General features: G+C 64.9%; 22 protein-coding genes. 9 read left to right on the top strand and 13 right to left on the bottom strand.

Translation table 11 applies throughout. The features are described from left to right. Positions 1–6 precede the first annotated feature (6 nt). The 8 genes from ACWIKC_RS10645 to ACWIKC_RS10680 form a co-directional block, all read right to left on the bottom strand. A complete protein-coding gene (locus ACWIKC_RS10645; protein WP_454597478.1) occupies positions 7–1131 on the bottom strand; it encodes a TrbI/VirB10 family protein in 1125 nt (374 codons plus the stop codon). Beyond that, positions 1128–1919 carry a TrbG/VirB9 family P-type conjugative transfer protein gene (locus ACWIKC_RS10650; RefSeq protein ID WP_454597479.1) on the bottom strand — a complete coding sequence of 264 codons (792 nt, stop codon included), beginning with the start codon at positions 1917–1919 and terminating at the stop codon, positions 1128–1130. Before ACWIKC_RS10650 ends, ACWIKC_RS10645 begins: the two co-directional genes overlap by 4 nt. Next, the gene (locus ACWIKC_RS10655; RefSeq protein ID WP_454597480.1) at positions 1916–3091 is read right to left on the bottom strand and encodes a type IV secretion system protein; all 1176 of its coding nucleotides are present in this window, start codon (positions 3089–3091) and stop codon (positions 1916–1918) included. Before ACWIKC_RS10655 ends, ACWIKC_RS10650 begins: the two co-directional genes overlap by 4 nt. Then, a complete protein-coding gene (locus ACWIKC_RS10660; protein WP_454597481.1) occupies positions 3088–5514 on the bottom strand; it encodes a VirB4 family type IV secretion/conjugal transfer ATPase in 2427 nt (808 codons plus the stop codon). The genes ACWIKC_RS10655 and ACWIKC_RS10660 overlap by 4 nt, the downstream gene beginning before the upstream one ends. A gap of 28 nt (positions 5515–5542) precedes the next feature. Then, entirely contained in the window at positions 5543–5827 is a 285-nt protein-coding gene (locus ACWIKC_RS10665; protein ID WP_454597482.1) for a type IV secretion system protein VirB3, read from the bottom strand. A gap of 1 nt (position 5828) precedes the next feature. Further along, complete coding sequence (locus ACWIKC_RS10670; protein WP_454597483.1) at positions 5829–6128, bottom strand: TrbC/VirB2 family protein; 300 nt, start codon at positions 6126–6128, stop codon at positions 5829–5831. Between the two features lie 7 nt (positions 6129–6135). Next, complete coding sequence (locus tag ACWIKC_RS10675) at positions 6136–6756, bottom strand: lytic transglycosylase domain-containing protein (RefSeq protein WP_454597484.1); 621 nt, start codon at positions 6754–6756, stop codon at positions 6136–6138. Positions 6757–6961: 205 nt separating this feature from the next. Then, positions 6962–7324, bottom strand: coding sequence for a hypothetical protein (locus ACWIKC_RS10680; RefSeq protein ID WP_454597485.1), 363 nt, complete (start codon positions 7322–7324; stop codon positions 6962–6964). Positions 7325–7567: 243 nt separating this feature from the next. Here ACWIKC_RS10680 and ACWIKC_RS10685 point away from each other — a divergent pair, with 243 nt between their 5' ends. Continuing rightward, a complete protein-coding gene (locus ACWIKC_RS10685; protein WP_454597486.1) occupies positions 7568–9151 on the top strand; it encodes a hypothetical protein in 1584 nt (527 codons plus the stop codon). A gap of 109 nt (positions 9152–9260) precedes the next feature. After that, positions 9261–12029 carry a TonB-dependent receptor domain-containing protein gene (locus ACWIKC_RS10690; RefSeq protein ID WP_454597487.1) on the top strand — a complete coding sequence of 923 codons (2769 nt, stop codon included), beginning with the start codon at positions 9261–9263 and terminating at the stop codon, positions 12027–12029. An 88-nt stretch (positions 12030–12117) separates the two neighbouring features. Here ACWIKC_RS10690 and ACWIKC_RS10695 read toward each other — a convergent pair whose 3' ends face one another. From ACWIKC_RS10695 to ACWIKC_RS10705, 3 genes are all read right to left on the bottom strand, one after another. After that, the gene (locus ACWIKC_RS10695) at positions 12118–12792 is read right to left on the bottom strand and encodes a winged helix-turn-helix domain-containing protein (RefSeq protein WP_454597488.1); all 675 of its coding nucleotides are present in this window, start codon (positions 12790–12792) and stop codon (positions 12118–12120) included. Between the two features lie 76 nt (positions 12793–12868). After that, a complete protein-coding gene (locus ACWIKC_RS10700) occupies positions 12869–14011 on the bottom strand; it encodes an acyl-CoA dehydrogenase family protein (RefSeq protein WP_454597489.1) in 1143 nt (380 codons plus the stop codon). 12 nt (positions 14012–14023) lie between these two features. After that, positions 14024–15001, bottom strand: coding sequence for an NAD(P)H-dependent flavin oxidoreductase (locus tag ACWIKC_RS10705; RefSeq protein WP_454597490.1), 978 nt, complete (start codon positions 14999–15001; stop codon positions 14024–14026). 74 nt (positions 15002–15075) lie between these two features. Between ACWIKC_RS10705 and ACWIKC_RS10710 the strand changes: the two genes are divergently transcribed. Next, a complete protein-coding gene (locus tag ACWIKC_RS10710; protein ID WP_454597491.1) occupies positions 15076–16599 on the top strand; it encodes an acetyl-CoA acetyltransferase in 1524 nt (507 codons plus the stop codon). Between the two features lie 7 nt (positions 16600–16606). On the opposite strand, the gene ACWIKC_RS10715 is transcribed toward ACWIKC_RS10710, so the two are convergent. Both ACWIKC_RS10715 and ACWIKC_RS10720 read right to left on the bottom strand, forming a co-directional pair. Continuing rightward, a complete protein-coding gene (locus ACWIKC_RS10715) occupies positions 16607–17407 on the bottom strand; it encodes a crotonase/enoyl-CoA hydratase family protein (protein WP_454599484.1) in 801 nt (266 codons plus the stop codon). Positions 17408–17492: 85 nt separating this feature from the next. Beyond that, a complete protein-coding gene (locus tag ACWIKC_RS10720; protein WP_454597492.1) occupies positions 17493–18677 on the bottom strand; it encodes an LL-diaminopimelate aminotransferase in 1185 nt (394 codons plus the stop codon). A gap of 139 nt (positions 18678–18816) precedes the next feature. On the opposite strand from ACWIKC_RS10720, the gene ACWIKC_RS10725 reads away from it, so the two are divergent. The 6 genes from ACWIKC_RS10725 to ACWIKC_RS10750 all read left to right on the top strand — a co-directional run bounded on the left by ACWIKC_RS10725 (position 18817) and on the right by ACWIKC_RS10750 (position 25178). Further along, positions 18817–20712: a PHA/PHB synthase family protein gene (locus ACWIKC_RS10725; RefSeq protein ID WP_454597493.1), complete on the top strand. Its 1896-nt coding sequence runs from the start codon at positions 18817–18819 to the stop codon at positions 20710–20712. A 97-nt stretch (positions 20713–20809) separates the two neighbouring features. Beyond that, on the top strand, positions 20810–21598 hold the full coding sequence (locus ACWIKC_RS10730) for a phasin family protein (protein ID WP_454597494.1): 789 nt from the start codon (positions 20810–20812) through the stop codon (positions 21596–21598). 242 nt (positions 21599–21840) lie between these two features. Next, on the top strand, positions 21841–22218 hold the full coding sequence (gene clpS, locus ACWIKC_RS10735; RefSeq protein ID WP_454597495.1) for an ATP-dependent Clp protease adapter ClpS: 378 nt from the start codon (positions 21841–21843) through the stop codon (positions 22216–22218). 108 nt (positions 22219–22326) lie between these two features. Further along, positions 22327–23556 carry an LPS export ABC transporter permease LptF gene (gene lptF, locus ACWIKC_RS10740; protein ID WP_454597496.1) on the top strand — a complete coding sequence of 410 codons (1230 nt, stop codon included), beginning with the start codon at positions 22327–22329 and terminating at the stop codon, positions 23554–23556. A 9-nt stretch (positions 23557–23565) separates the two neighbouring features. Beyond that, positions 23566–24663 carry an LPS export ABC transporter permease LptG gene (gene lptG / locus ACWIKC_RS10745; RefSeq protein WP_454597497.1) on the top strand — a complete coding sequence of 366 codons (1098 nt, stop codon included), beginning with the start codon at positions 23566–23568 and terminating at the stop codon, positions 24661–24663. Beyond that, positions 24660–25178 (top strand): GNAT family N-acetyltransferase, encoded by a 519-nt coding sequence (locus ACWIKC_RS10750; protein WP_454597498.1) that lies wholly within the window; start codon positions 24660–24662, stop codon positions 25176–25178. The genes lptG and ACWIKC_RS10750 overlap by 4 nt, the downstream gene beginning before the upstream one ends. Positions 25179–25195 lie beyond the last annotated feature (17 nt).

Raw genomic sequence — 25195 nt, forward strand, 5'->3', positions numbered from 1 at the left:
CGCGCCTCAGCTAACCTGCGTGAAGTCGAGGTCGCGCGCGGTGAAGATGCGGATCGGTTCGCCCTGGCGCACGCGCACCGTCGGGCCGCGTTGGCCGTCCTGCTGCGCGGCGACGGCGGCGGCCGATTGCCCCGCCCCGCCCAGAACCACCGATGCGCCGCCCGAACCCAGCGCGGAGAGCCCGCCCACGACCGAAAGCAGCATCGCCGAACCGAACCGCTTGAAGAAACTGTTGCTGACCTTGCCCTGAAGCCCCGTCGTGCCGTCATAGCTGATCGCCGGTGAGGCGAGGTTCACCGAGGCACCGTCGGGACGGATGATGCGGGTCCAGATGACATAGGCGCGCTTCTGCCCGCCCTGCAGGCCCGACTGATACTGGCCGATCAGCCGGCTCGACCGGGGAACGAGCACCCGGGTCCCGTCGAAGCTCTTCACGTCCTGGCTGACGACGGCGCGGACATAGCCGGGGACGTTGGTGTCGATCGCGGTTTCGAGCACTGCGGGAATCAGCGTCCCTTGCGTTACCGTGGTCGAGGGATTGCTCATCGCCTTGGCTTGCGCCGGAGCGCCGCCGACACCGCCGACGCGGCTGGCGAAATCGCTGGCCGAATTGCCGGTGGCGCTTGCTGCGCCGCCTTCGCCCGCGGCAACCGGTCCGGCCTGCAGCGTGGCCGCCGAAGAACCGGAGTCGAACACCAGCGTGGGGCTGGAATAGGGATTGGTCGCCGACATGGATTCCGGCGGCGCCGAATAGACCGGGGACGGCGCCGGATCGGCATAGGGAGCAGACTGTGCCATCGGCGCGGGCTGGACGGCCTCGGCTGCTGGCGCCGCGACCGGGGTCGGTTCGACGGCAGCCGCCTGCTGCGGCTCCGCGCTACCGATCCCTTCTGGCTCCGCGACGCGCGCCGAATTCATACTCCACAGCGTTACCGCGCCCAGCGCGGCGACCAGCGCGATGCCGGCAACCATGCCGACCCCTTCACTGCGCCCCTTCTTGGCGGCGACCACGGGAAAGCTGTTGCGCTGCGCGAGATCGATGATCTCGGCATCCGCGTCGTCGCGCGGATCGACATCATTGGCAGCTCCGGAAAGGCCGCTCTTGGGCGGCATACGCATGGCCAGTTTCATGATTCCACCTTTCCTGCCGAAACAGTGGTCGTTTCGGCGCGTGCTTCGCGTTGGGGCCTCACCGGGCCGGTGTTGACGAGCATGGCTTTCTCCTCGCCCGAGCGCAGCACGATTTCGCGCGGCACGCCGTCGAGCACGATCACATCCTCGCGGACGGTGAAGTTCACCGGCCCCTCGTCGCCCTTGGCATTGGTCGTGAGGATGGCGGGCACGGGCCGCCCTAGCGGCCATGTCAGGAACACCGCCTCGCCATCGTCGAAGGTGCGCACGGGGAGCAGCGCGGCATCGCCCGAGCCGGTCCAGGCAAAGTTGAGTTCGGTCGGATCGAGGACGGCCAGCGGGTCAGCGCTCGCTTCGCGCTCTGCCGCAGTGGTCGCATCGGCAAGCTGCGCCGGTTCTTCCTTGGGCTCGTCGGGGTAGGTGAAGCTGAGGACGTAGAGCGGTTTCGCGTTCGGGCTTGCCACCAGATCGAACAGATAGGTGCGCTTGTTGGTCACCACCGTCATATTGGTCGAGGCGCGCGGCTCGAGCGGCTTTACGAACAGCAGGTTCGCGCGCTTGTTGGGGGTGATCTGCCAGGCGGTGGAATCGCCGACGGCAACATTTTCGATTGCCTCGCTGTCGTCGAAGCGGATGGTGGCCTGGACCTTGACCTGCCCGTTGACCCGTACGACGCGGCTTTCGTCATAGGGAACTTCGACCAGCCTGTCGTCCTGCGCGGACAGCGGCGCAGCCAACGGAGCGGCAAACAGGACGATGGCGAGCGCCGTGGCGGTCGGACGGATCATTTCTTGGACTCCAGAGGGCTCGTATTCGGCGAGCGGAAGCGGCTTCCCACGCCCTGCGCGCGCGACATCCGGGCGATGTCGGGCTGCGCCTGACCAGCGCCTGAAGCGGCGTTGAAAATCTTAGTCGTTCGCGTTTGTGCGACCTGCGCCGCCCCGCCCGCATCATTGGCCGGCGCCGCGACCGGTTGCGCGGCGATATCGATGCGGCGCGCCTGCGCCAGCACCTGCGAAGTGGCCTGCGCCTGCTCGGTGGCGGGCTGCGCCGCGGATACGGGGGCCGGCGCCTGGATGACGGTGGGGGCATCCTGGCGGTCGCTTTCCGAGCGGGCGAGACCGAACACCGTCCAACCGCCGACCATGGTCGCGGCGGTCTTGAGCACCAGGACCATCAACGCGACATGGACCGCGCCGATCATGAAGAAGCCCATCGCCGCCTGCGCATCAACCTGTCCGGGGTTCGCCACCAGCACGGCAAGGATCGGCACCGCCAGCTCGAGCATCACGCTGCCGCCGATCACCGCGAACAGCGGCGCCAGCGCCAGCATGGTCACACCCTTGAGCCAGCCGGCAAACAAGCCGCGCGTCCCGTCGAACAGCGCCATCACCACGAACACCGGACCCAGCGCCACGAGCACCGCCAGCGCAATCCGCGCGGTCACCAGCAGGCCGACCGTGCCCAGCATGAACAGCATCGCGCCCAGCCACATCATGCCCTCGGGCGAAAAGGCGGAAATATCCTCGGCCCCTGCGCTCGCCTGCTGCACCGCGAAAAAGACCACATCGATCTTTTGCGCGAAAGTAGTTGTCGCCGATTCGGTCGTGCCGGTCAGAATGCCCGCGAGCCAGTCGGGGGCCCCGATGGCGAGGTTCCAGACCACGCTCTGATAGGCGACCCAGCTGGTGGCGAAGGTCAGCACCAGACCCACGGTGATCATCCGCGGGGTCAGGGCGCGCACGCCGATGCTCGACCGGCCGGTGAGCAGCTGGATGCCGAAGATCGCGATATAGATCGTGAGGAGGATGGTCAGCACCGTGGCCATCGAGCCGCCAGGGGCGAACAGCCGCCCGAACGCCTGCGCGGTGAGATTGCCCGCAGTGCAGTCCACCGCGCGCAGCGCCGCCGCTACGCCCGAGCCGACCTCTTGGGCCACCTGCTGGCAATTGACCGTCATTCGGCGGCCAGTCGTTCGGGAATGTCGCCGCCGCTATCGTTGGCGCCGCTACCCGGCCAAGCCGCACCGGTGAGCGAGGGGAACCAGTCCGCCGGATTGTCGCCGACCGCTTCGCGCAGCAGGTCGAGCCGGCGAACCGACCCCTCGCGGCCCGACAGCACCGTCAGCACTTCGGGCGCACCGGAGAGGTCGAGCCGGACAACGACGCTGGCATCGGGCTGGCGGATCAGGAAGCAGCGGCTGTGCGCGGGAAGTGTGCGGATCAGCGCCAGCTCGTGCTGGGTCAGCCCGAACCCGTCGCAATAATCCTCGGGACGCGCGCGGCTGTTGGGCATGAAGATCATGGTCGCGGTCTGCTCGACCAATGCTGTGGAAATGCGGCTTTCCAGCGCATCGCGCGCGCTCTGCGTGGCGAAGCCCACCAGCGCATTCCGCTTGCGCAGCGTCTTGAGCCAGTCGCGGATGCGCGCGGCGAAGACCTCGTCGTCGAGCGCCTTCCAGCCCTCGTCGATCAGGATCATGGTCGGATCGCCGTCTAGCCGTTCCTCGATCCGGTGGAACAGATACATCATCGTCGGCGTGCGCAGCTTGGGGTTTTCGAGCAGCGCGGTCATGTCGAAGCCGACTACCCGCGTGGAAAGGTCGAGTTGGTCCTCGGCATTATCGAACAGCCAGCCGTTTTCGCCCTCCCCGATCCACGCTGCGAGTCGATCGGCAAGATCGCCCGGCTGCGGACGACGGGTGCCCGATAGCAATTCCTTGAAATGCCGCAGCCGCCGAAGCGAGCCGTCATTGGAGTAGGCGGCATCCACCGCAGTCGCGATGGTGGCCGATTCCTCGGGTCCTTCGGCCTTGAGCAGCACGCCCAGCCAGTCGCGCAGGAAGGCGCGATTGGTCGGATTGTCGGTGAGCGCCATAGGGTTGAAGCCGGTCGGTTCGCCCGCGCTGATTTTGTCGTAGCGCCCGCCGATCCCGCGGATGAACAGTTCGGCGCCGCGATCCTTGTCGAACAGGACCGTGCGCGGCTTGAACTTCTGCGCCTGCGCGGCGAGGAAATTCATCACCACGGTCTTGCCCGAACCCGATGGGCCGATGACCGAGAAATTGCCCAGATCGCCATGGTGGAAATTGAAAAAGAACGGCGTCGCGCTGGTGGTCTGCAGCAGCGTCACCGCCTCGCCCCAGTGATTGCCTTCCGCCTTGCCGAGCGCGAAGCCGTGAAACGAGCCGAAGCTCGCCATATTGGCGCTGGAGATCAGCGCGCGGCGGACGAGATAACCCTCGTTACCGGGGAACTGGCCCCAGAAGGCGGGTTCGAGATTGGTGTCCTCGCGCACCGCGATGGCGCCGGTGTCGGCCAGCGCGGCGGCGCAGGCGGCGGTGGCATCGTCGAGCCGGGCGAGATCGCGCTCGCGCACCAGCACGGTCAGGTGATGATCGCCGAAACCCACCGCACCATTGCCCAGCGCGTCGCGCGCGGCGAGCATGTCTGCGCGTTCGGCAGCCGCTTCCTCGTCGGCGGATTTGAGCCGGCGGATCGCCAGATCCATCCGCTCGCGTGCCGTCTGCCGCTCTTGCGGGGCGTAACTCTCGCTGACCACCATCTCGAAGGGTAGCCGCAGCAGCGCGTCGAGCAGGCCCGGGCTGGTCGCCTCGGGATAATCCTTGAGACCGAGGATCGCGGCGAATTCGGGCGCGCCCGAGCCGCGCTGTTCGAGCGCATCGAGACCGAACGAGACCCGCCGGTAGGGGAGCATATTGCCGATATCGACGTCATCGGACGGGCGACGCACCGGGCGCATCTCGCCATTGTAAAGCGCGGACAGGAGCTCGAGCAGCTCGTTGTTCGTGGTGCCCTGCGGTCCCACGTAGTCGCCAAGCGGCTGCGCACCATAGGCGGCGAGCGAGGCCATGAGCCCGGTCGCGGCGGATTTGAGCGAGCGCATGTCCTTGGGATCGGCCTCGACCTCGGTCTGGCCCTTGCGGCGCCAGGCCTTGGATGCGCGCTCGACCAGGCCGGCCTTGCCGCGCGCCGGACGGCGGATCAGCGTGACGAACTGGTCGTTGATGAACAGCGAGCCCGAGCCCAGCCGCTCCTTCCAGCGCTCGGAGATATGGCGGCTCAGATCGTCGGGATAGACGCCCTCGAGATCGACCTCGACGCGGCGGCGGACGACGTGGTGATACATCACAAAGCGCGCATCCAGCGTCGAGCGCAGCATGATTTCGCGGGTCGCGGCATGGGCGTTGAGCGCCTCGCTGTCCTCGGTCTCGAACAGCAGGCCAGGCACCTGCAGCGCGGTCATCAGCGAACCGTCGCGCAGCAGCAGCGTGTTGCCATCGACCAGCCGTGCATAGGGCAGCCGGTCGCCCGCGCGCGCTTCCTTGGCGCTCCAGGCGGCAGCTCCGATCCAATTGCTCATGCGATCGCGGTCCTTCGTCCGTTACGCGTCAGGCGGCGTAGCTGTTGCAGCCCCAGCGGTTGTAATTCTTAACCCGCGGACATTTCGACACCTTGGTGATCCACAGGTCGAAGATGCGCGGCTCGCGCAGGCAGGCGAAATAGCCGATCCCGTGGATCAGCAAGGCAGCTGGCAAGGCCCAGAAGCTGCCGGTGATCAGGAACAGCTCGGTCGTCACCATGCCGTTGATGATGAAATAGTTGAACGTCACGCCCGCGAACATCTGCGGACGGGTGAGCGCGCGATGGACGGGATGGCGGACGAGCTGGTTCACCTCAGGCTCCCGCGGCCTGCTGGATGCCCGCGACGATCGAGGCGGCACCGAACAGGATGAATGTGCCCAGGATCACCGTCGCGCCGAAGCGCCAGTTGAGCCTTCCGGTCAGCATCATGAAGCCCACCGCGGCGACCGCCATCACCGCGACGGCGGTGGCGACATTGCCGAGCAGCGTGCCCTGCAACCAGCCGACCGCGGCCACCACCGGGCCCGAACCCGCGGGATCGGCGGCCTGCGCCAAAGCGGCGGTCGGGGCGGCGAACAGCGCCAGTGCAACAAGACGGAACATCGAACGCATCAAGAAACTACTCCCGGGAATGATCGGACAGGCGGCCCATGATGGCCGCGACATAATGTTGGGTCTCGCGAATGCGGGGAATGCCGCCGGCGCGGATCACGCGTCCCGGACCGGCGTTGTAGGCAGCCAGCGCGCGTTCGAGATCGCCGTCGAAACGGTCGAGCTGCTCGCGCAAGTACCGCGCGCCGCCTTCCAGATTGGCGAAGGGATCATTGGGGTTCACGCCCAGTTCGCGGGCGGTTCCGGGCATCAGCTGGGCGAGCCCGCGGGCGCCGGCATGGCTGACCGCATCGGCGCGCCAGCGGCTTTCCTGCCAGACCAGCGCCTCGATCAAAGAAGCGCTGAGATCGAACCGGCGCGCCAGTTCGGCCACCTTTGCCTGGTAGGCCAGCGGCACGCCCTGCGCATGGCGGGCGGCATAGCCAACGATGTATTCGGGATGCGCGACATCGGCCGATAATTCGGTTTCTCTATCGACAGATCCAGGGAGGCCGGTGTCGAATTCGACATCGGCAATGTCAAATTCAGACAGAGGCGCAGCAACGCCGCCGGCAATCCAGCGCGCACCGTCATCGTCAATCTGTAACACGTCCGCCCTGGCTTGCGTGGCACCGAATGCCAGGCTCATTGCCAGGAGGCTATGCGTGCACGCGGCACGAATCATGGCGCCCTCCACAGTCAGACCCCCGATTGGGCGCTATACATGACACGCGGGTGACAATGAAATCGTCAGTGCGATGAGGAAGCGAAGGGTTTCCGCCTCCCATCCCGTCAGGAGACCGGCCTATTCCCTAATACCCCAGCGCAGATGAAGGGCGCCAACGCGCTCTTCTTTATCTGGCTGCAATGCGCGAGCTTTCGGCAAATTCGCCGCGTTCGAGCATGGCGAGCGCCTGCACCGCGAGCCGGCGGCTATCGACCCACTCGCCCTCGGCGGTTTCGAGTTCGACACGATTGCGGTTTTCCCGGGCCGCCTCGAACAATTGGCGGGCCAATGCTGCATCGCCTTTGCGCGCATAGGCGATGCCGAGATTGATCAGCCGCGCCGGATCGTCGTTCTCGATCTGGTCGTTGTCCATGATTGCGGCGATGGCGGCGGTGTCGCGGCCATCGACGAGGGCCTTGTGGCCGAAATCATCCGCAACCGGTGCCTGTGCCATGGCCAGAATGGCAATTGCCTGTGCGAGCCCGAACATGATCTCTCTCCTTGCGTTCTATGGAACACCTTTGGAGCACATCGCAAAGTCGGCTGCAACATATCTGTAACATTGTCACCGCTGAGTCATATAGCCGCGCAGCTTCCTGTCGAAGCGACTTTCCCGGGCGATTGTCGCGGAAGTGTCATGGAGTGACCAAAACTGTCACTTGGCGGGCCTAGCGGGTGATTCGCGATCAGAATTTCGCAAATTTCCATCCGGTTTTTGAGGGGACCGCAAACCGTGAAAACAATCACTCGCTCGTTCGTAATTGGCACTTCCGCACTCGCTTTGGCGAGCTGTGGGGCCGATGAAATCGTCTCGCCGGGAACGGGCGGGAACATCACCATCAACAACCCGCCGGCCACGCCGACGCCAACCCCCACCCCGACCCCGACCCCAACCACTTCGCTGGTTACTCCTGCGGCCGGCTGCCCGACCATTTCCAACCCCGACCAGCTGACCGACAGCGGCACGATCAGCGGCCCGACCGGCACCTATCGCGTCTGCACCATGCCGGCTCGCTTCACCGCATCCTCGACCCTGCCGTTCAACCAGGGCCTGCTCTATCGGATGAACGGTCGCGTGGACGTCGGCAACGACGGCGGCCCCGCTCCCGATGCCAGCGATGGCGCGAGCGACAGCAACGTCACGCTCACGATCGAACCCGGCGTCATTGCCTACGCCAGCGGCTCGAGCTTCCTGATGGTCAACCGTGGCAGCGACATCAGCGCGGTGGGCACCCAGACCCGCCCGATCATCTTCACCAGCCGCGACAACGTCCAGGGCCTCAACAACGTCAACTCCTCGGGCCAGTGGGGCGGCGTGGTTCTCGCCGGTCGCGCTCCGGTAACCGACTGTATCGCACCGGGCGCCGCAGCGGGTTCGATCAATTGCGAACGCCAGGTCGAAGGCGCGGCCCAGCCGGCTCTGTTCGGCGGCACCACCAAGGGCGATGATTCGGGCGATATGGCCTTCGTGCAGATCCGCTATTCGGGCTTCGTCCTCTCGGGCGACAACGAGCTGCAGTCGCTCACCACCGGCGGCACCGGAAACAACACCACATTCGACAGCATCATGAGCTACAACAGTTCGGATGACGGCGTCGAATTCTTCGGCGGCTTCGTCAACATGAAGCGCTTGATCGTGGTCGGCGCGGAGGACGATTCGCTCGACACCGACACCGGCGTGAAGGCGAACCTGCAGTTCGTCATCGCAATCCACCGGCCCAATGTCGGCGATGGCATCATCGAAGCCGACTCCACCAATGGTCTCGAAGAGCAGCTTCCGCGCCAGAACACACAGGTTTCGAACGCGACCTTCATCAACAACAGCGGCGTGAAGGACCACGCGGTCCGAATTCGCGGTGGCTCGGATTACGCCATCGTGAACTCGATCCTGGTCGATGCTTCCGCATCCACGCCGTGCCTGCGGATCGATCAGGCGATCACGCTCCGCGGTGCGAACGCAGCGCTCGATGAACTCGGCTCGCCGGTGTTCAACTCCTTCGTGCTCGATTGTGCGACCGATTTCCGCGCCGGTTCGGGCGGCACCACCGCCGCGCAAACCCAGGCGGTTTTCGATGCCGGAACCAACAACAACGCCAACTTCACCAACACGCTGTCGATGAGCTTCCGCAACGGTGCAAACGAGAACGGCGTTGCGGTCTTCAACCCGACCTCGCTGTCCACCTTCTTCGTGGTGCCGACCAATATCGGTGCCGTCTATCCGGGCAATGACACCTGGATCAACGGCTGGACCTGCAACTCCGCCACGGTGACGTTCGATGCGAGCGTCTCCGACTGCGCCTCGCTGCCGGTCTATTGATCGGACGGATCCGGGGAGCGGCCACATCGGCGCGGTCGCTCCCCCTTTCCAACGCAGGAGCCCTTTGGGTTCCTTGAAATTACGACCGCAAATGAGGGGGTCAAACCACATGTCGACTGGTAAGCGGCTGGCAGGGTTGCTGCTTTTAACCACGGCGCTGTCCGTTCCGGGATACGCCTATGCGCAAGGCACGGGCGGTCCGCCCAGCAACGGCGCGCAGGGCACCACGCCCGAAACCGCGCCCGACGAGGATGCTAACGAGGTTCTGACCGACACCGCTCAGGGCACGGCGCAGACGCAGCAGCCGGACGAGTTGGAAGAACAGCAGCCCGACGTTTCGATCCCCGGCGGCGGCAGTACGATCGTCGTCACCGGACGCCGACGGACCGATCCCGCGCGCTCCTCCACCCAGGTGGTTTCGGTTCTCAGCGAGGAAGCCATCGCGCGGACCGGCGAAGGCGATATCGCCGGCGCGCTGAGCCGGGTGACCGGCCTTTCGACCGCCGGCAACGGCCTCGTCTATGTCCGCGGCCTTGGCGATCGCTATTCGCTCGCGCTGCTCAACGGCCTTCCCCTGCCCTCGCCGCAGCCGCTCAGCCGCGTGGTTCCGCTCGACATCTTCCCGACCAGCGTGATCGCATCCTCACTGGTGCAGAAGACCTATTCGGCGAACTTCCCCGGCGAATTCGGCGGCGGCGTGATCAATCTCACGACGAAGGCGATCCCCGACGAAAGCTTTCTCGAGATCAGCGTGAGCGGCAGCGGTGACGAGCAGACCACCTTCTCGACCGGCTACACCTACTACGGTTCGCAATACGACTGGTTCGGCTTCGACGACGGCAGCCGCGATTTCGGCCCGAACCTGCAGAGTTTCTTCGACAGCGGCGCGCGCATCGGCGACCAGGACGTCGACACCAAGGGCATCCTGCTCGAACTCGGCAATCCCAATCGCATCCTGCTGCAAAAGAACGACTGGCTGCCGATCAACATGTCCGGCGCAATCACCGCGGGCACGGGTTTCGATTTCGGCGAAACCGGCCGGTTCGGCGTCATCGCCACTGCGTCGCTCAGCAGCAAATGGCGCAATCGCCGCATCATCTCGCAAAGCGCGATCAATTCCGATCTCGATCTCGACAGCGATTTCGTCGAATTCGTCACCGACAACCGGATCCTGGCCAATGCCCTGCTGGGCTTCGGGCTGGAAATCGGCGAGCACCAGTTCCGCCTCACCAATCTGTTCATCCGCGATTCGCTCAAGCGATCGGCGCTGGCGCTGGGCGAGGATATTCAGGACAACGACACGGATCTGATCCAGAACACGTCCTGGTTCGAGCGGCAGCTGATCGACACGCAGTTCGTCGGCGAGCTCGAATTCGGCGAGCTCTCGGTCGATCTGCGCGGCGGCTATGCCCAGACGCAGCGCGAAGCGCCGTTCGACTGGGAATTCACCTACAGCCGCAACAACAACGCCTCCGACATCGGCGGGCTGTTCCTCAACACGCTCGATCCGCAGCGCGGCGGCGCGATCGTTTCCTTCTCGGACCTCACCGAGGATCTTTATTACGGCGGGATCGACCTCAGCTATCGGCTGACGGACTGGTTGAGCGCGACGGTGGGCTATGCCTATACCGACACCGCACGCTTCTCGACCCGGCGCGAATTCGACATCCGCGCCTCGACCGGCTTCCCCGATATTTTCGGTGCCTTCCGGCCCGACAATCTGCTCGGGGATTCGTTGATCGAGCTCGGCTTCGATCCGACAGCGCAGGAAGCGGCCGGGTTCGATCCGTTCCAGTTCAACATCTTCGAAACCACCCAGTCCGATCCGGCCTTCGCCGCGATGCTGGAAATCCACGCCGGATACGGCAAGCTCAACATCAGTCCGATGGCCGGGCTGACGCTCGATATCGGGGTCCGCTACGAGGATGCCGTTCAGGCCGTCGATCCGGTCGAAGTCTTTGCGGCTCCACTGGGTTCAACCAGCTCTACGCTGATCGCGAACGACTACTATCTGCCGGCTGCCACGCTCACCTATGAGATCATGCCCGATCTGCAGGCCCGGATCAGCGCGTCCAAGACCATCGCCCGTCCGCAGTTCCGCGAATTGATCTTCCAGACCTATTTCGATCCGGAAACCAACCGCCAGTTCAACGGCAACCCGCGACTGGTCGATACCGAGCTGACCAATTACGAGGCCCGGCTCGAATATTACCTCGGCGGCGGCGACCGGATCAGCGTGGCGGGCTTCTACAAGGATCTGGAAAATCCGATCGAGATCTTCTCGAGCTTCTCGGACAACGACCAGATCAGCGGTTTCGCCAACGCTCCCGCGGCAACGCTCTATGGTGCCGAACTCGAGACCCAGGCGACTTGGGATCTCTATGATTGGGGCGGCTTCTGGGAGACCAAGCAGTTCCTGGTCGTGGCGAACTACACCTATACCAAGTCCGAGCTGAAGGTCGGGCCCGACGATATCGCGCGGGTGTTTCCCTTCGCGGAGCAGCCCGCGACCAACTTCTTCCGCGACGGGGTTCCGCTGACCGGCCAGTCGGACCATCTGGTCAATCTCCAGCTCGGGCTTGAGGATCAGGAGGAGCTGCAGCAGTTCACCGTGTTGCTCAGCTACGCCAGCGAACGCGTGACCAGCCGCGGCACGGCCGCTCTGCCCGATATCGTCGAAGATCCGGGCCTGCGGCTCGATCTCGTCTATCGCCAGGGTCTCGATGCCTTCGGCATTCCGCTCGAACTGAAGCTGGAAGCGCGCAACATCACCGGCCGCGACCATCTCGAGTTCCAGGACAACGGAACCACGAGGATCGACGTCAACACCTATGAGGTCGGTCGCAGCTTCGGGGTCGGCCTCTCCGCCGAATTCTGAGCCGGCCTGGTCCAAAGCTCACACAAAGGGCCGTCCTGCGGGGCGGCCCTTTTTCATTGCTGGTGCCTGCGGTTGGTGCCCGCGCCCGTCAGGCCGCGTCGTAGACGTAGCCGACCGAGCGGACGGTGCGCAGCGGCGGCTCGGCGCCCACCGCTTCGAGCGCGCGGCGCAGGCGACCCACCCAGACATCGACGGTGCGTTCGTCGATGGGAGAATCCTGCTTGCCCAGCCCGACGATCAGCGCCTGGCGTGTGAGGACGCGGTTGGGGTTCTCGGCCAGAAAGCGCAGCAGCCGGAACTCGTTGGGCCGCAGGCTGAGCGGCTCGCCCTCCCAGCGCGCCTGCAGCGATCCCAAGTCGATCGTCAACGGCCCCAGGTCGAGCACCATGGCGAGATGGCGCTGTTCGAGTGGCGAGCGCAGCGCCAGCACCCGGTCGAGCACGCTGCGGCGGTCGAGCGGACCGATCAGGTAATCATCCGCCCCGGCCTGCAGCGCGCGGCGGCGATCCTCGGCTTCGCCGCTTTCGAGCACCATGGTGATATGCGCGTCCTGCATCCGCGGATCGGCGCGTAAGCGGCGGCACAACTCGAGCCCCGCCATGGTCGGCAGGACCCAGTCGATAAACACCCACACCGCGCCTTCGGCAAGCCGGTCGGGCCCGTTGGCCCCCAGCCGCGCGAAGACGAAGCGTGTGCCTTCATGCTCGAAAGTCTCGAGCGCTTCGCCGATTTCGGCGGTCAGGAATATCGTGACGGTTTCCACCCCGGGGCCCTCCTTGGGAGCGCCTTCGACGTGGCTGGCTAGTGTGACCTGTTTGTGACGGCATTGCGGCTTGAATTCAGATCGCCCGGCCGACGACTTCCTTCATGATCTCGCTGGTCCCGCCATAAATCCGCTGGACCCGCGCATCGCGCCACAGCCGGGCGATCGGGTACTCGTTCATATAACCCGCCCCGCCATGCAATTGCAGCCCCATGTCGCAGCACTCCCATTGCAGTTCGGTGTGCCACAGCTTGGCGGCGCTGGCCTCGTCGGTGGTCAGCTCGCCCGCCAGATGGCGCGTGATCGCCCAATCGAGATGCGCCCAGCCGACCTGCAGCTTGGCCTTGAGATCCGCGAGGACGAATTTGGTGTTCTGGAACTCGATCACGGTGCGCCCGAACGCCTTGCGATCCTTCACGAAAGCCACCGTCTCGTCGAAGGCGCGCTGCGCCCCCGCCTGCGCGCCGACCGCGATCGAGAGCCGTTCCTGCGGCAGTTCCTCCATCAGATGGATGAAGCCGCGGCCCTCCTGTCCGAGCAGGTTCTCCTTGGGTACCCGGCAATCCTGGAAGAACAGTTCGGAAGTGTCCGCGGAATGCTGGCCGATCTTGTCGAGATTGCGCCCGCGCTCGAACCCCGGAGCGCCGGCATCGACGAGGATCAGGCTGGTCCCCTTGGCACCCTGGCTGGGATCGGTCTTGGCGACCACGATCACGCAATCGGCGTTCTGGCCATTGGTGATATAGGTCTTGGAGCCGTTGACCACCCAGTGGTCGCCATCGAGCGTAGCGGTGGTGCGGATGCCCTGCAGATCGCTGCCCGCGCCCGGTTCGGTCATGGCGATGGCGGTGATGATGTCGCCCGAGACCATGCCGGGCAGATATTTCGCGCGCTGTTCGTCGGTCCCCAGCCGTTCGAAATAGTTCGCGGTGATGTCGTTCTGCAGCGTGAAGCCGGCCGAGCTGCCAAGATAGGCGAGCTCTTCCGTGACTACGCAATTGAACCCGAAATCGAGTCCGAGCCCACCGTTCTCTTCGGCGACGGTCGGGCACAGCATCCCCGCTTCGCCCAGCGCCTTCCACGCCTCGCGCCCCACGATGCCCTCCTCCTCGTGGCGGTCGAGATAGGGGGTCATGTGTTCGGCGAAGACTTTGCGGACGGTGCCGCGGAAGGCTTCATGGTCATCGCTGTAGGCGGTGCGGTTGGCGGTATCGAGCATGGGTAAAAATCCTCAGGCGTTCAGGAAGCCGGTCAGGCGCTGACGGATGATCTGGTCGGCTTCGACCATGATCGTGTCGATCAGATCCTTGCAGGTTGGAATATCGTGGATCAGCCCGGCGACCATGCCGCAGGACCAGGCGCCAGCGTCCATGTCGCCCTCCATCATGATCCGCGGATAGACGCCCGCGACTTCTTCGATGATGTCCTCGAACTTGAGGTCGGCGCCCAGTTTGCGCTCCTTCTCGATCAGCCGTTCGACCGCGTCATTGGTCATCACCCGCTCGGTGTTGCGCAGACTGCGCATCACCAGCCTCGTATCGAGTTCGGAGGCGGCGACGATCGCCTGCTTAACGTTCTCGTGAACCGGCGCTTCCTTGGTGGCGATGAAGCGGGTGCCCATGTTGATGCCCTCGGCGCCCATAGCGAGGCTGGCGACGAGGCTGCGCGCATCGGCCTGCCCGCCGCTGGCGACGAAGGGAATGTCGAGCTCGTCCGCCGCGCGCGGCAGCAGGATCATGTTGGGGATGTCGTCCTCGCCGGGATGGCCGCCGCATTCGAACCCGTCGACGCTGACCGCGTCGCAGCCGATCGCCTGCGCCTTCAGGCTGTGGCGCACGCTGGTGCATTTGTGGATCACCTTGATCCCGGCGTCCTTGAGATGCGGCAGCACCGCCTGCGGGTTGTTGCCCGCGGTCTCGACCACCCTGACCCCGCCCTCGATGATGACCTTGATCAGCCCGCCGTAATCGGGCGAATTGACGCTGGGGAGGAAGGTCAGGTTCACGCCGAAGGGCTTGTCGGTCAGGTCGCGACATTTGGCGATCTCGGCGGCGAGTTTCTCGGGCGTGCCCTGCGTCAACCCGGTGATGATGCCCAGCCCGCCGGCGTTGGACACCGCCGCGGCGAGCTCGGCAAAGCCGACATAATGCATGCCGCCCTGGATGATCGGATGCTCGATACCGAACATTTCGGTGATGCGGGTCTTCATGGCGGCTCTCCCTTTGTGTTTCGTTTTGCAACGCGTATCGGTCGCACGAAAGGCGCGCAAGGGAGAGATGACGCATGGACGAACGGGACGGGATGGACGAGCGGACACCGGTGATCGTGGGGGTGGGCCAGGTCAACGATCGCCCCGAACGCCCCGAGGACGGGCTCGACCCGATCGGGCTGATGGCCGAGGCGCTGCGCCGCGCGGATGTCGATGCGGGCGGCGGATTGCTGGCGCAATGCGATTCGTTGGCGGTGGTGAGCCAGCTGGCCTGGCCGCAGCTCAACCCGGTCGATGGCACGCTTGCGGAAGCGCTCGGCATGGCGCCGACGCATAGCGAACAGACCGCAATGCCCAATGGCGACAGCCCGATCCGCTTGCTGCACGAGGCGGCCAACCGGATCGGTGCGGGCGAGGCGCGGATCTGCGCGGTGGTCGGTGCGGAAGCGCTGCGTACCGCCGCGCAGCTCGCCGCGGCAAAGGTGGAGGCGGGCGACGCCAAGCCCAACGCCTTGCGCGATGCCAGCCACCGGCGGCGCGTGGGCTATGCGCAGAGCCACGGGCTGACGGTGCCGGTCGATGTCTATCCGCTCTACGAGAACGCCGGACGCGCGGCCTACGGCCAGTCGCTGGAGGAAGGCCAGGCGGAGAGCGGCGCGTTGTGGGCGGGGATGAGCCGGATCGCCGCGCAATGCGACCACGCGTGGATCCGCGACGCGGTTGCGCCGGAAAACGTCGTGACGCCGTCGGAACGCAACCGCCCGCTCGCCTTCCCCTACACCAAACTGCAGGTCGCCAATTCGAGCGTCAATCAGGGGGCGGGATTTCTGGTGACCAGCCTCGCCGAAGCGCGGCGGCACGGCATACCCGAGCAGCGGCTGATCCATATCGGCCATGGCGCCGCGGCGCATGAGAATGGCGATTTCCTCCAGCGCGACAGCTACGGCGCCTCGCCCGGGCTGACGGTGTCGATCGCGCGGACGCTGGAGCTCAACGGCGTGACCGCCGCCGATCTCGACCATGTCGAGCTTTACAGCTGCTTCCCTTGCGTCCCCAAAATGGCGCGGCGCGTGCTCGACTGGCCGCTGGACAGGCCGATCACGCGGTTCGGCGGGCTGACCTTCGGTGGGGGACCGATCGGCAATTACATGAGTCATGCGGTGGCCTGCATGGTCGAGACTTTGCGCGAGACGCGCGGGCGCGGACTGCTGTTCGCCAATGGCGGCTATGCCACGCACAACCACACCATCCTGCTCTCCGCCGAACCTACCGACGCGCACTTCCCACAGGATTTCGATTGTCAGGCCGAGGCCGATGCCCTGCGGGGGCCGATCCCGCCGCTCGACGAGGCCTATCGCGGGCCGGCGACGATCGAGACCTACACCGTGCACTACGCCCGCGACGGATCGCCGCGACTGGGGACGGTCGTGGCACGGACGCCGTCGGGCGCGCGGACACTGGCGAGCGTACCGCCGGAGGATCGGGCGACGCTCGATCTGCTGACCAGCGGGGCGCGCGAGCCCGTGGGCAGCGCGGGCACGATCGTCGCGGGCGAGAGCGAGGACGAACTGCGCTGCTGGGTGCCCGACGCGAACTAGTCGTGCGTCAGAGGTCCGTGAACTTGGGCGCGCGCTTCTGCATGCCCGCCATCACCGCCTCGACCTGGTTGGGCTTGCGGATGACCGCCGCCTGCTCCTCGCTTTCGGCAAGCAGGATGGTCTGGGTGTCGCCTTCCAGCATCGTGTCCATCAGCCGCTTGGCGGCGCGGATCGCTTCGGGGTTGCGGCTGGCGATGGTCTCGGCGATCGCCAGCGCGCGGGCCAGCGGGTCTTCCTCGACGAACGTCGCCAGGCCATACTCCGCAGCCTGCTCGCCGGTGAATTCGCGATTGGTGTAGACCAGCTCGCGCAGCACATCGTCGCGGATCAGCCCGCGCCACAGCGCGTAACCGCCCATGTCGGGCACCAGGCCCCATTTCATCTCCATGATCGCCATCCGCGTCTGCGGGTGGACGACGCGGATGTCCGCGCCGCTGGCGATCTGCAGCCCGCCGCCGAAGCACACGCCATGCACCGCCGCGATCACCGGGACCGGGCATTTGCGCCAGGTCATCGCGACTTCCTGGAACCTGTTGGCATTGCCATGGGTACGCTCGGTCAGCGGGCTGGCTTCGCCCGAGGGCGCGGCGGTGAAGCTCGCCATATCGAGCCCCGCACAGAACGCCCGCCCTTCGCCCGAGAGCACCACCGCGCGCAGACCCGCGAGCGTGCGGACATGCTCACCCGCTGCGATGATCGCGTCGAACATCGCCGGGTCGAGCGCGTTCATCTTGTCGCCGCGGGTCAGGCGGACATGGGCGACGCCATTGTCGGCAAGCTCGACGGATAGGCGGTCATTGGGCTGCATGGGATCGATCTCCTGAAGACTGAGCTGGCGATGGTGCGCGAGCGATGCCGCGCTGTCCAGATCGCCGTGGGACAAGGCTGCGCGGTCAGTTGCTGCCCTTGGCGAGGAAGCGCTTGATGTTGCGCGCCGCCTGGCGGATGCGCTGCTCGTTCTCGACCATGGCGATGCGGACATGGCCTTCGCCCTCCTCGCCATAGCCGACCCCGGCCGCGACCGCGACATCGGCTTCCTCGAGCAGCCGCTTCGAAAATTCGAGGCTGCCCATGCTTTCGAACCCCTTGGGCAATTTCGCCCAGGCGAACATCGAGGCTGCGGGGACGGGGATATCCCACCCTGCCCTGCCGAAGGATTCGACCAGCACGTCGCGCCGTTTCTGGTACAATTGGCGATTGGTCTCGATGATGTCCTGCGGCCCGTTGAGCGCGGCGCAGGCGGCGGCCTGGATCGGGGTGAAGGCGCCGTAGTCGAGATAGCTCTTCACCCGCGTCAGCGCGGCGATCAGCTCGCGGTTGCCGACCGCAAATCCCATCCGCCAGCCGGCCATCGAATAGGTCTTGGACATCGATGTGAATTCCACCGCGACCTCCATCGCGCCCTCGGCCTGCATGATCGAAGGCGTCGGCACGCCGTCGAAATAGAGCTCCGAATAGGCGAGATCAGAGATCACCCAGACCCCGTTCTCGCGTGCCCAGTCGACCACCCGTTGATAGAAGGCGAGATCGACGACTTCGGCGGTGGGGTTCGACGGGTAGTTGACCACCAGCATCGTCGGACGCGGGACGGTGTATTGCATCGCACGGTCGAGCTCTTTCCAATACTCCTCGTCGGGCGTGGTCGGGACCGAGCGGATCGTCGCCCCGGCGATGATGAAGCCGAAGGTGTGGATCGGGTAGGACGGGCTGGGCGCCAGCACCACATCGCCCGGCGCGGTGATGGCGGTGGCGAGGCTGGCGAGCCCTTCCTTCGACCCCATCGTCACCACGATCTCGCTTTGCGGGTCGAGTTCGACCCCGAAGCGGCGCTGGTAATAATTGGCCTGAGCGCGGCGCAGGCCGGGGATGCCCTTCGACTGAGAATAGCCATGCGCATCGGGCTTGCGCGCCACTTCGCACAATTTGTCGATCACATGTGGTGGCGGCGGCTGGTCGGGATTGCCCATGCCGAGATCGATGATGTCGCGCCCTGCCTGGCGCGCGGCATGGCGCAGGGCATTCACTTCGGCGATCACATAGGGCGGCAGGCGTTTGATGCGGTAAAAGGGTTCAGACATCTGGGTTCCCGGAACACGAGGGGCTCTCGTCACATTGATTACCTATTCATGGGGCATGCGCAAAGACACTCGCTATAGTGGATGCGCGGATAATCTAGGCTGCTACAAAGGCATGCTTGCGCGCGAGAGGGAATTGGGAATGATCGACAAGCCGGGAACAGACAAGCGCGCGACCGGTACCGAAGCCGATCCTTTCGCCCAGGCGCTCGAACTGCAGAGCCAGTTCGCGCAGGCGATGTTCGCGCCGCTGATGGGCGGGACCGACGAGCAACCGGTCACTGTCGAAGACATGCAGCATTGGGCGGAGGTTGGGCAGAAGCTGCAAGGCATGTGGCTGCAGTATCAGACCGAGCGGCTGTCCGATCCGCAGGTGATGCTCCCCTATTTCGATCCCTCGCGCTGGATGACGCTGGCACAGAGCTGGTACCGGCAGATGCCGCTGGCGCATGTCGAACAGCAAAAGGCGCTGTGGGACGAAGGCTTCCGCCTGTGGGAAGACGTGCTGGGGCAATATGGCCTTGGCCCCAAGGCGGCCGAAGCTGCCGAGGGCGACCCGCAGCTGCCACGCAAGGATCGCCGCTTCGCCGACGAGAGGTGGCGCGCGCATCCCGCCTTTGCACTGCTGCACCAGACCTATCTGTTTCTCGCCGAGCGGGTGGGCGAGATGGTCGACCGGATCGAGGGTCTCCCAGCCGACAAGCGCGAACAATTGCGCTTTACCACCAGGGCGATCACCGAGGCCGCAAGCCCGGCGAACTTCCCGCTGACCAATCCGGTAGTCCTCGAGCGCACGCTGGAGACGCGCGGCGACAATCTGGTCAAGGGCATGGAGCATCTGCTGGCGGATCTGCGCCGCGGGCAATTGAGCCATACCGATTCCAAGGCCTTCACGCTGGGCGAGAACATCGCGGTCACCCCGGGCAAGGTCGTCCACGAGACCGCGCTTTACCAGCTGATCCAGTACAGCCCGACCACCGAGAAGGTGCTCACCACCCCGCTGATCATCTTCCCGCCGTGGATCAACCGCTTCTACATCCTCGATCTCAACGAGAAGAAGAGCTTCGTGCGCTGGGCGGTGGCGCAGGGGGTGACCGTATTCATGGTCAGCTGGAAATCCGCGGATGCGAGCATGAAGGATGTGGTGTGGGACGATTACGTCCGCGCCCAGATCGACGCGATCGACCATGTCCGCGAGCGGCTCGACGTACCCAGCGTCAACGCCATCGGCTATTGCGTCGCGGGCACGACGCTGGCCGCAACGCTGGCGGTGCTTCATCGCCGCAGTATGGACGACAAGGTCAAAAGCGCGACTTTCTTCACCGCGCAGGTCGATTTCAAGAAGGGCGGCGAGCTGCTCAACCTGCTCGACGATCAGCAGATGGCGGCGATCGAGGCGATGGCACCCGAGGGCTATCTCGACGGTCGCTACATGGCCGCTGCGTTCAATATGCTGCGCAGTACCGATCTGATCTGGAACTATGTGGTCAACAATTACATGCTGGGCGAGGATTACCCCGCCTTCGACCTGCTCCACTGGAACGGCGACGTCACCAATCTGCCTGCCAAATGGCACAAGCAATATCTGCGCGATCTCTATCGCGACAACCGGCTGGTGGAAAAGGACGAGCTCAGCGTCGATGGCACGCCGATCGATCTCGGCCTGATCCGGACTCCGGCCTATATCCAGGCGGGGCGCGAGGATCACATCGCCCCCGCCGCGAGCGTCTGGCGGATGACCGAACACCTCCGCGGTCCGATGCGCTTCGTCCTCGCAGGATCGGGCCATATCGCCGGGGTCGTCAACCCGCCCGAGGCGAAGAAATACCAGTACTGGATCAACGAGGGCGAGGCGCGCAGCCTGGAAGAGTTCACGCAAGGCGCGACCGAGCATCCGGGCAGCTGGTGGCCTGACTGGATCGAATGGCTGCGCGCGCAGGACGGCGAGACTATCGCAGCGAAGGGCAAGCGCAAGCCCGGCTCGCGTGGCGACAAGGTCATCGAGGACGCCCCGGGCCGCTACGTCATGGCCCGATAGGGTAGCGTCGGAACGGAAATGGTGCAGTGCACAATAAATCCTTGACTTCGCGACTGCAGCACCCTAATTGTGCACTGCAACAAGAAGCGAGAATGTTATGTCCGAAAGCCAGACCAAGATCGATGCTGCCGCCGAGAAGGCTTTCGCCGAGGCGAGCCTGAAGTCTGCTGGCCAAGAGATCAAAGCCGACGCCAAGCCGGACAGCGGCTCGACCGTCGACCTCAAGGCTGTTGCGAAGGCAGTCGACGCCGATGCCGCGGCGCCTGCCAAACCGGTGGAAACCGCCAAACCGATCGTCGCCGAGAAGAAGCCTGCCAAGGCGCGCATACTGAAGAAAAAGGTTCCCGCCGCAAAACCCGCCTCGCAGAGGCCGGTTATGGCGAAGAAGCCTGCTCAACCCCGCACCAAACCGATTACCAAACTCAAGGAAACCATCATGGCCACTGCCAACAAAGCCAAGACCACCGATTTCGCCGCCACCGCCAAGGATGCCGCTGCCGAAATTCAGACCCGCGCCAAGGCCGCCTACGAGAAGGGCACCGAGCTGACCGGCGAAGTCACCGAATTCCACAAGGGTAATCTCGAAGCGATCGTCGAGAGCAGCAAGCTGCTCGCCAGCGGCATGCAGGACATGGGCCGTACCTATATGGAAGACGCCCGGACCGCCGCCGATACGGTAACCGAGGACGTCAAGAAGATGGCCGCGATCAAGTCGCCGACCGAGCTGTTCCAGCTGCAGGGCGAAATCGCCCGTCGCAATTTCGATGCCGCCGTCGCGCAGACTTCGAAGAACACCGAAGCGATGATGAAGCTCGTCACCGAAGCTTTCGCGCCGCTTTCGAACCGCGCCAGCGTCGCGGCCGAGAAGGTCTCGAACGCGGCCTGAGTCGGCCAGGATTTCTGTCGCCGGGCTCCTCTCTCCTCTCTCTCCCGTGCCCGGAGACAAACGACAACGGGTCGGATGGTGTGCATGCCGTCCGGCCCGTTTTTCGTTCCCCGTCCCCAAGTGCCCGCCCCGAGTTTCCGTCCCCAAGCACGGGCCCACTCACGGGTATTTTTCATGAAACCGGCTCGATCCGCCCGCCATGGGTTGCGAAGCGGCGCGGCCTTACGATATTGCAGTTCTCGATGGTCCGACTGATCGCCTCTTGCAGCCAACTGCCCTTTCCCGCGCGCGCCGCGGACGAAGGCGCAGGCGACGACGATGCCGAGCGCCGGATCGGGGTCGCCACCAAGACCCGCGCCAAGCCCAAGAAGCCGAGCCAGTACAAGGTGCTGCTGCTCAACGACGATTACACGCCGATGGAATTCGTGGTGATCGTGCTCAAGCGGTTTTTCCGCATGGATATGGAAGAGGCGACACGGGTGATGCTCCATGTCCACCAGAAGGGTGTCGGCGTGTGCGGGATATTCCCCTATGAAGTCGCGGAAACCAAGGTCAATCAGGTGATGGATTTCGCACGGCAGAACCAGCATCCGCTGCAATGCACGCTCGAAAAGGCCTGAACCGGGCTGGCGTTGCGGCCCTGCCCCGGGCTTCCATCAACCATAGGGCATGACCCGGCGGCATTTTCGCGCTAGGACGACTGCACCCTCGATAAGTCACGGCGCGCCTTGTTCAACTTCATCCCAAGCATCGATCGCTATATCTTCCGGCTCGTGATCGTGCCGATGCTCGGCGTGTTCGCGCTCGCAGCATCCTTGCTGTTGCTCGACAAGATGCTGCGATTGTTCGACTTTGTTGCGGTCGAAGGCGGGCCGGTGGGCGTGGTCTTCAAGATGCTGGCGTCGCTTATCCCCGAATACGCCAGTCTCGCCATCCCGCTCGGCCTGCTGCTCGGGATCCTGTTCGCGTTTCGCAAGCTGGCCACCTCGAGCGAACTCGACGTGATGCGCGCCGTGGGCCAGAGCTACGGGCGCCTGCTGCGCGTGCCTTACATCATCGCCTTCGCGCTGATGGCAGTGAACATCGCGCTGGTGTTCTATATCCAGCCGATCAGCCGCTACACCTACGAACAACTCGAATACGAATTGCGTTCGGGCGCGCTGGGCGCCTCGATCAAGGTCGGCGAGTTTACCTCGCTCGCCGATCGCATGGCGCTGCGGATCGAGGAGAGCGAGGACGATGGCCGCCAGCTCAAGGGGATTTTCGCCCGCGTCGCCAACGACAAGGGGCAAGTCCTCTCGATCTCGGCACGCGAGGGCGCCTTCCTCGCGACCACCGACAGCCCCGACACGATCATCCTGCGGCTGCTCGATGGCACCATCGTCCAGGACACAGGCAGCCGGACGCCGCGCGTGCTCACCTTCACCCGTCACGACCTGCCGATCGATCTCCCCCGCATGGAGGAGTTCCGCAATCGGGGCGATGCCGAACGCGAATATATCCTTCCCGAGCTGCTCAGCGTCGGCTGGAGCAAGGAAGAGCCCGAGATCAAGCGTGCCGCCAGCCAGGCCAGCTTCAACTTTCGCATGGTCGAGGTGGTGATGATGATGCTGATGCCGCTGCTGGCGGTGGCGCTGGCGATCCCACCCAAGCGATCGACCAGCGCGCTGGGCGTGTTCGTGTCGATCGTGATGGTCGTCTCCTATCACAAGGTGAACCAGTACGGGGAAGACGTCGCCGCGCTGGGACGAATCGATCCCTTCATCGCACTATGGGGGCCCTTTGCGATCTTCGCGGCGCTGATCATCTGGATGTATTATCGTGTCGCTTTCGTCCCCGGGGGACAGGCCATCGGCGCGCTCGAAACCGGGTTTGCGAAGTTCGCCAAATGGGTCGGACGATTGTTCGGCAGGCGGCAGCATGGCTCCGGCGATGCCGATCTGGCTCCGGCCGAGTAGGACGGACCGATGCAACTCGATTTCTTCCCGTCGCGCACGCTGACGATCTACCTCGCCAAGATGTTCGTCACACGCATCCTGGCGGTGCTGGTAATGCTGGTGCTGGTGCTGATGATGCTCGATCTGCTCTCGACCAGCGGCGAGATCCTCGCGGTCGAAGGCAATGGCCAGGGCGAGCTGCTTACCTATGTCAGCCTGCGCATCCCGCAGTTGGTATCCCGCTTCCTGCCGTATTCGGTGCTGCTGGCGACGCTCATAACGCTGGTCGGGCTCAACCAGAACAGCGAGGTCGTGGCGATGAAGGCCGCCGGACTGTCCGCGCATCAGGTGCTCGCCCCGCTGCTGCTGACCGCCGCGCTGGTGGCGGTGATCAGCTTCACCTTCAACGAGCGTGTCGTCACCCGCGCGACCGCGTCGCTCAAGGGCTGGGAAGCGACCGAATTCGGCGCCCTGCCTCCTGAATCCGCCGCCAAGGCCAACATCTACCTGACCGACGGGCAAAACGTCCTTTCCGCCGCTTCGATTGCCGGCAGCGGCGAAGCCATCGTGATGGCCGGGGTGACCTGGTATCGCCGCAGCCCCGAGGGAATGATCGTCGAACAGGTCCGCGCGCCGCGCGCCACCTATGCCGCACCCGGCTGGGCGCTGGAGCAGGCGACGCGGTTCGAAGTGGCGAATGCGGGCTCTGAACAGGTCGAACGCCTGGTCGTCGGCGAGCAGGTGACTCCGTCGCAGATCGATCTCGCCATCGTCGATCCCGATACGCTGCCGTTCTGGGAGCTGTCGGATTCGATTACCCGTTACGAGGAAGTCGGCAGGCGTACGGCCGAGCTGCGTGCCAAATGGTGGCACAAATTGTCCGGACCGCTGTCCTCGGTACTGATGCCGCTACTAGGGTCGATCGCGGCCTTCGGGCTGGCGCGATCGGGCCAGCTGTTCGTCCGTGCTGTCATCGGGATGGCGCTGGGTTTCGCCTATTTCGTGGTCGACAATGCCGCGCTCGCAATGGGCAATTTCGGCGGATATCCGCCGTTTCTGGCCGCCTGGGCGCCGTTCCTGCTGTTCCTCCTGGTCGGGGAAACGGTGCTGGTCCGCACCGAGGAATGAGCGCTTGGTCGATCCGGCTGGCCCGGCGCGAGGACGCCGATGCGCTTCCGGCAATCGAACGCAGCGCAGCCGCGCTGCTGGCGGAATATCCCGGAATCGAAGGGATCGATCCGGATAAGGCGCTTACCAGCCACCAATATCGCGCACTGATCGCCCGGGGGCACAGCCTTGTCGCTATCGCTGGCGACCGGATCGTCGGCTTTCTCGTCACCGAACCCTGCGGGCGCGAACTGCACATCCGCGAGATGGATGTTGCAACCCAATCGCAACGACAGGGGATCGGGGCGATCATGCTCCGCGCCTGCGGGATCGATGCCATCAACACGGGTTTTGCAGCGCTGACGCTGACCACCTTTCGCGACGTCCCCTGGAACGCGCCGTTCTACGCCCGGCTGGGGTTCGTAGAGGTCGCGGAGCCTGAAGAGCACTCCCGGCTCAATGCCGAGCTGGAACAAGAAAAGCATTCCGGCCTGAACCGCGAGCAGCGGGTCGCGATGATCCGGTTTCTCGGCTGAGAGCGTGCCGAGAGAAG

The sequence above is a fragment of the Qipengyuania sp. SM2507 genome (assembly GCF_053714505.1).

Bases quoted from the DNA above. Each gene is read 5' to 3' on its own strand.
- ACWIKC_RS10645 (WP_454597478.1), bottom strand. From the start codon at position 1,131: ATGAAACTGGCCATGCGTATGCCGCCCAAGAGCGGCCTTTCCGGAGCT.
- ACWIKC_RS10650 (WP_454597479.1), bottom strand. From the start codon at position 1,919: ATGATCCGTCCGACCGCCACGGCGCTCGCCATCGTCCTGTTTGCCGCT.
- ACWIKC_RS10655 (WP_454597480.1), bottom strand. From the start codon at position 3,091: ATGACGGTCAATTGCCAGCAGGTGGCCCAAGAGGTCGGCTCGGGCGTA.
- ACWIKC_RS10660 (WP_454597481.1), bottom strand. From the start codon at position 5,514: ATGAGCAATTGGATCGGAGCTGCCGCCTGGAGCGCCAAGGAAGCGCGC.
- ACWIKC_RS10670 (WP_454597483.1), bottom strand. From the start codon at position 6,128: ATGCGTTCGATGTTCCGTCTTGTTGCACTGGCGCTGTTCGCCGCCCCG.
- ACWIKC_RS10675 (WP_454597484.1), bottom strand. From the start codon at position 6,756: ATGAGCCTGGCATTCGGTGCCACGCAAGCCAGGGCGGACGTGTTACAG.
- ACWIKC_RS10680 (WP_454597485.1), bottom strand. From the start codon at position 7,324: ATGTTCGGGCTCGCACAGGCAATTGCCATTCTGGCCATGGCACAGGCA.
- ACWIKC_RS10690 (WP_454597487.1), top strand. From the start codon at position 9,261: ATGTCGACTGGTAAGCGGCTGGCAGGGTTGCTGCTTTTAACCACGGCG.
- ACWIKC_RS10700 (WP_454597489.1), bottom strand. From the start codon at position 14,011: ATGCTCGATACCGCCAACCGCACCGCCTACAGCGATGACCATGAAGCC.
- ACWIKC_RS10705 (WP_454597490.1), bottom strand. From the start codon at position 15,001: ATGAAGACCCGCATCACCGAAATGTTCGGTATCGAGCATCCGATCATC.
- ACWIKC_RS10710 (WP_454597491.1), top strand. From the start codon at position 15,076: ATGGACGAACGGGACGGGATGGACGAGCGGACACCGGTGATCGTGGGG.
- ACWIKC_RS10715 (WP_454599484.1), bottom strand. From the start codon at position 17,407: ATGCAGCCCAATGACCGCCTATCCGTCGAGCTTGCCGACAATGGCGTC.
- ACWIKC_RS10720 (WP_454597492.1), bottom strand. From the start codon at position 18,677: ATGTCTGAACCCTTTTACCGCATCAAACGCCTGCCGCCCTATGTGATC.
- ACWIKC_RS10725 (WP_454597493.1), top strand. From the start codon at position 18,817: ATGATCGACAAGCCGGGAACAGACAAGCGCGCGACCGGTACCGAAGCC.
- ACWIKC_RS10730 (WP_454597494.1), top strand. From the start codon at position 20,810: ATGTCCGAAAGCCAGACCAAGATCGATGCTGCCGCCGAGAAGGCTTTC.
- clpS (WP_454597495.1), top strand. From the start codon at position 21,841: ATGGTCCGACTGATCGCCTCTTGCAGCCAACTGCCCTTTCCCGCGCGC.
- lptG (WP_454597497.1), top strand. From the start codon at position 23,566: ATGCAACTCGATTTCTTCCCGTCGCGCACGCTGACGATCTACCTCGCC.
- ACWIKC_RS10750 (WP_454597498.1), top strand. From the start codon at position 24,660: ATGAGCGCTTGGTCGATCCGGCTGGCCCGGCGCGAGGACGCCGATGCG.